Raw genomic sequence first — 3392 nt, forward strand, 5'->3', positions numbered from 1 at the left:
GCAACACGGATCCGCACGGGGTGTTCCGGTGGTACGACCGCCTGGCGAACCGTCCGGGTGCTCCGGACCGGGCGCGGGCGATCGCCATGGAGATGCGCCACGCGCTCACCGCCCGGGAGCTGAAGGCCGCCGAACACGCCACCCCCGCCCCCGGGGACCGCGTGCCCCCCTCGCGCCTCGCCTCGTTGAAGCCACCGCGCGGTAACGCTCGCTGCTGACGTGCGGGTCAAGGTCGCGCCTGCTTCGATGAGTTGGGGCTGATGGGACGGTCGTTCGACGTGAGCCGACGCGCTTGGCTCACTACGGGGGTTGCGGCAGGAGCGTTCGTAGTCGTCTGCGGGGGTGTGTACGCGATCAGCGGTACCCCGGAGGCGGAGCCGTTGCCGGACCACAAGAGGGTGCGTACCGACGTCGAACCGTTGCGAAAGGTATTCGGTGAGGCGGGCCGCCTGTCGGAGCCGCGCTGGCTCCTCTATGACCGGGATGCCGTCGGGGAGGGGCGGCTGGGCCCGCCGAGGCCCGACCCGCGGTACCGGGCCGTGGGCATCGTCCGCCTTCCGGCCGGAAGCACCGCGAAGATACTGCGCGACCCCGCGTACTCTTTCACCCCCGCAGCGCCCGCCGCCGTGCCGCAGCCGCTGAGGAAGTTCGTTCCCGGGCAGGCCCGGTGGATGAGCAGCAAGGCCTACGACACGCACCTGCTGGGGCCCGAGCCGGGCGAGCTCACCAGCGGGCGGTTCTTCCTCGACGCGACCGGCGACCGGCTGTACTTCGACACGATCAACCCCACGTAGAGCGCGGGGCATCCCCTCCCGCATCATCCCTTCCCCGCGCGCCTGAGCACCGCACCGCGCTGCGCCGGCCCCGGCCCGGAAACCGGCCGCCCCGAAACCCGAGGGCGTCCCGGTGGAGGCAGCCTCCTCCCTTACCGAGGTGACCCGACACCGACGACTCAGGCGGGCTCCCTGCTGCCCGGAGGGAATTCGTTGCCGTCGAGGTCGGAGACCGTCGCGAACCAGGACGTGGCCCAGACGGTGAGACTGCCGGTCTCATGCATCGTCTCGAACGGGTGGCCGTCCCAGGTCCCGTACGAGGTGACGTACGCAGCTTCCCCGGGCTTCAGCCAGTAGTCCTGCCCGAACGGCTCGAGCCACAACTGCAGAAGCTCCCTGCCGTCGTTCTGCACCAGGAGCGGCACCGGGTTCCCCAGCTGCTGGATCGCCTCGAAGCCGAAGTCCCCGGCTTCGGGCATGTTCGTCTTCAGCGGCTCGACCATCCGGTCGATGTCCGCCCGCTGAACCGGGTCCTGGTCCTGTTCGTCCATGTGGGCATTGTGGCCGCGTCGCGCGGCTGAAAGCACGCACTAGCTCTGAAGTTCCGTGATGGGCTGATCAGTGACGGTCGCCGTCAGGATCATCGGGGCGTCGCCGTCGCATTGGCTGAGGGAGATGCCGAGCCATCGCCGTCCGGCCTCCGCCTCCGCCTCCGTCCTCGTCTCCGCACCCAGGGCCGAAGGGTCCATCGGCCCCCACACCGTGAGGTCGCCGAGGAGGTCGTTGTCGCATAGCGTCCGGAACAGCAGCGGCATGGGTTCACGCGCGATCTTGCGGTGGATCGGCACCCGCATGCCGACCCGCCGATGCGGCCCCCATCGCCGTTCCAACTCGTCTACGAGGCAAGCCAGATGGCCCTCGCCGGCCTCCGACGCCTCGTCCCACTCGGAGCCGTGGAGACCGGTGAAACCGTCGCTCTCCCAGAGCGGGGCGATCAGGAATCCTCTTCCCTTGATCAGGGTCCACTCCTCGGTGACCGGCAACCACTCATACGCCGTCGGCCCGGCCTCGGGCAGGGGGCGGGTCAGCAGTTCATCGGTCTCGGAGGCGGCCCGAGCGATCTCGAACGCTTCGCCGCCCCGGGAGGTCATGCTTTGTGGCACTCGACGGCATTGCCGAGTTCCTCGGCATCAGCCATGGCACGGCCGGCCCCTGGCCGCACGAGCCGGCCCGGATCGGTATGCACGCCACCGAAGGCGAGACGTGGGTACTCGACCTGACGGCGTCCGGATCACATCTCCTCGACGACCGGGCCGAGACGACCACCGGCCTGCACGGCCCGGCAAGCGACCTGCTGCTCACGCTCCATGGCCGTCTCTCCCCGGACCGCCTGCGGGTCCATGGTGACCGCGCTGTGCTGGAGAGCCTCCTGAGCCGGCCCGACCTGGGCTGATCTCCCGTCGGTCCGAGAGGGGGGCCACCTGGCGGCGTTGCGTGCCCGGGATCCGTCGCTGTCGTAGCCGGACCTCTGGCAGGGTCCCCCGACCGAACGGACCCGCACCCGCTTTCCGGGGCGGCCGGCGTGCGTGCGGGGGACTCGTGTGTCAGTGGTGTGGTGCATGATCGGGGCGTTCAGCGACCACATCGTTACGCCATCGGACAGGAGCCTCATGGCCGGGACGGAGCAGGAGAAGCAGACGATCTCGGACGGTCTGTCGATCATGCACGCGCTTGAGCGCGTTCTCGGCCATAGGAACTCCGACAGGACTCCGCAGTGGGCGGAGCTCGGCTCTCCCGTGATCGACCGGGGCAGGTACGCGATCTTTCCGCTCGCCGTGGCCCGGGTGCCGGAGGACTGCGATCCCGGAGGGGCGCGGGGTCTGTCGGACATGGAACACAGCCTGCGGCGCAGTTGTGTCCACCTCTTCGGGGGCGACGATTTCCACGCGGAGCTGGAGCTCGATGCCGAGGACGGCTACGGCCGGAAGCTCGTGGACGCCGGAGCCATCGGCGCCGAACCGCCCTGGTGGTGCGTGTGGTGCATCCAGCGCTTCGCGGTGGTGCTCGCGCGCTCGGTCGATCAGCAAGGCATATGGGAATCCCTGGCCCTTCACATCGTTCCGAAGGACTGGGTTCTGTACCGGCCGATCAATGCGGGAACAAAGCGCGAGGCGTCACGCTACCGACGGATTCTCAAGGAACGGGAAGCCGTCGATGTGGTCTGGTCGTGGCCGCTCCAGGATCGGAACCCTCCGTCGTGAAGCGGTAGTCACGCGCCGTCAGGCATGGGATGTCCAGGAACGGAAGCCGGCCCGACACACCACCGCGTTCCGTGCCGGGAGGCCCGGCGCGGTCGTCCGTACGAAGGCAGGAACCAGCTGACGAGCAGCCCGCCCAGCTCAAGGCGGCCCTCAACAACTTCCTCACCACGGACGTCATCCGCCTCAAGGGCGGTAAGACGGAGACCGTGGTCAGGAGCGAGAAGGGCATCAGGACCGCGAAGGCGCTCATCCAGGCGATCGACGACGCCCAGATGGGCCAGTACAAGGAGTACAAGAACTACCCGGGCTCGAGGAATGCTGATGACCCCTGACACGGCTCCAGACATGGCCCCGGACG

At 69.0% G+C, this 3392-nt stretch carries 7 protein-coding genes; 5 read left to right on the plus strand and 2 right to left on the minus strand.

Annotated elements, in window-relative coordinates; genetic code table 11:
• A partial coding sequence (locus EAO72_RS42610; protein WP_222724168.1) for a hypothetical protein occupies positions 1–218 on the plus strand: 218 nt, incomplete at its 5' end.
• A 60-nt stretch (positions 219–278) separates the two neighbouring features.
• Positions 279–794: a hypothetical protein gene (locus EAO72_RS40010; RefSeq protein ID WP_148022306.1), complete on the plus strand. Its 516-nt coding sequence runs from the start codon at positions 279–281 to the stop codon at positions 792–794.
• 158 nt (positions 795–952) lie between these two features.
• On the opposite strand, the gene EAO72_RS40015 is transcribed toward EAO72_RS40010, so the two are convergent.
• A complete protein-coding gene (locus tag EAO72_RS40015) occupies positions 953–1324 on the minus strand; it encodes a hypothetical protein (RefSeq protein WP_148022307.1) in 372 nt (123 codons plus the stop codon).
• A 39-nt stretch (positions 1325–1363) separates the two neighbouring features.
• A complete protein-coding gene (locus EAO72_RS40020; protein WP_148022308.1) occupies positions 1364–1924 on the minus strand; it encodes a hypothetical protein in 561 nt (186 codons plus the stop codon).
• A gap of 5 nt (positions 1925–1929) precedes the next feature.
• On the opposite strand from EAO72_RS40020, the gene EAO72_RS40025 reads away from it, so the two are divergent.
• The 3 genes from EAO72_RS40025 (at position 1930) to EAO72_RS40035 (ending at position 3366) form a co-directional block, all read left to right on the plus strand.
• Positions 1930–2226 carry a hypothetical protein gene (locus tag EAO72_RS40025; protein WP_148022309.1) on the plus strand — a complete coding sequence of 99 codons (297 nt, stop codon included), beginning with the start codon at positions 1930–1932 and terminating at the stop codon, positions 2224–2226.
• A gap of 166 nt (positions 2227–2392) precedes the next feature.
• Complete coding sequence (locus tag EAO72_RS40030) at positions 2393–3034, plus strand: hypothetical protein (RefSeq protein WP_148022310.1); 642 nt, start codon at positions 2393–2395, stop codon at positions 3032–3034.
• A gap of 71 nt (positions 3035–3105) precedes the next feature.
• Positions 3106–3366 (plus strand): hypothetical protein, encoded by a 261-nt coding sequence (locus EAO72_RS40035; RefSeq protein WP_148022311.1) that lies wholly within the window; start codon positions 3106–3108, stop codon positions 3364–3366.
• Positions 3367–3392: the final 26 nt, after the last annotated feature.

The organism is Streptomyces sp. OR43 (assembly GCF_008042275.1).
Lineage (GTDB): Bacteria > Actinomycetota > Actinomycetes > Streptomycetales > Streptomycetaceae > Streptomyces.

Excerpts from the sequence above, each read along its gene's own strand:
- EAO72_RS40015 (WP_148022307.1), bottom strand. The coding sequence starts at position 1,324 with ATGGACGAACAGGACCAGGACCCGGTTCAGCGGGCGGACATCGACCGG.
- EAO72_RS40020 (WP_148022308.1), bottom strand. The coding sequence starts at position 1,924 with ATGACCTCCCGGGGCGGCGAAGCGTTCGAGATCGCTCGGGCCGCCTCC.
- EAO72_RS40030 (WP_148022310.1), top strand. The coding sequence starts at position 2,393 with ATGATCGGGGCGTTCAGCGACCACATCGTTACGCCATCGGACAGGAGC.